The 1,268-nt window shown below is 57.1% G+C and carries 1 protein-coding gene; it reads right to left on the bottom strand.

Annotated elements, in window-relative coordinates:
• Positions 1-560 precede the first annotated feature (560 nt).
• Positions 561-1,061, bottom strand: a complete 501-nt coding sequence (locus E8D38_RS27905) for a hypothetical protein (protein ID WP_140637581.1) — start codon at positions 1,059-1,061, stop codon at positions 561-563.
• Positions 1,062-1,268 lie beyond the last annotated feature (207 nt).

Below are 1,268 nucleotides of genomic sequence, written 5' to 3'. Positions count from 1 at the left end.
CCCCTTGACGGAGGGGTTAGGCCTTGCGCTATAGAGGAGAGAGTGAAACGGAGACATCTTTGCTTCCGCTATAGGTTGCGGGGCAACCTTCAGAGTACGACGAATACTTTGCTTCGAATGAGACTGGTGCGGGTTCGTAACCAGGTGCCCTAACGGCCATGACATAGCTGCCCTCCAAAGTGGAGAAGCTACAAGGAACCTTGCATTGAAGTGTGGTGCCGACGAGCTGGATGTTCGACGACTTGGCGCTGAGTGTGTGCAAATCTGGAGACACACCGTTGACCAAAATGTCGGAAAGTGCGATGTCGACTACGTCTGCGGCGGAATTGGCGTCGACAGCCGAGACAACCTTTACCAGCGGGGGCCCGGCTGTTGGTTCTTCCGAGCCGCTTCCTCCGCAGGCAAGAAGCGTTGAAGAGATGGAGAGTAACAGGGCCAGTTTGACCAACCGCATATATCCGTTCCCTGATGATGTAGAGGCCTAACGTTCGACATGAGCGGCATGACGCGGCAGGCGAAGCCTGCCGTGGCATGTCCGCTCGATGGAGGGGTTAGGTGACTCAGCTGCCAAGGTAGAGCTCATAGACCGGAACACCCTTCTCATTCTGACGATCCAGCAGCCAGAGGCCTTCAAAGAAGCAATGGTCTTGGTCTTTCAGGATCTCTCCGGCAGCGAGGTGGGTCTCGAACAGGAGCTCAAGGTATGAGGGTGGTGCGGTTCGCCGAACGCGCAAAGTGACCGGAATGTCCTCCCAATCACCTCCACTGTTTCGCTCGGCGTACTTGTATTCGATGTCGAGCGCATTCAGCGGAAACCGCTCCTGCAACTCTGCGTCGTTTACCTCAACCTTGATGTCCTCCCCATAGCTCCGAAGTGCCGCAAGCAACAACGCCGGTGTTTGAGGGAGTGGTTCGTGGAAGGACCATGCAAGGTCGGGGAGCATCTTTTTCGGCAGCTTCACGGTAACGGTTGACTCTTGGGCGGCGGAAGGTCGTGCATGGCAGACCAGGCCATGCCTTGCTGCAACCAAGGTGAGCAGCTTGCGGCGGTTGGCATTCAACCTAGGCACCTAACGTTCGACATGAGCGGCGCACAACGGCGCCGCCAGAGTGGCCGAAGCGCGCAACTGCGACCCGCCGTTGTGTGTCCGCTCGATGGAGCAACTGTCTTTCAAGTCAAGCTCCTTTTCCGTTCATTGAGGCCAGTGGGTTCCAGGTCGCACTGTCACGCATGATCGCATTGAGGATGGTCAGCAGCTTGCGCATGC

It is taken from the genome of Methylibium rhizosphaerae (genome assembly GCF_006386545.1).
Classification (GTDB): Bacteria; Pseudomonadota; Gammaproteobacteria; order Burkholderiales; family Burkholderiaceae_C; genus Pseudorivibacter; species Pseudorivibacter rhizosphaerae.
The sequence above is the reverse complement of the archived record's forward strand: the minus strand, read 5'-3'. Positions and strand labels throughout refer to the sequence as shown.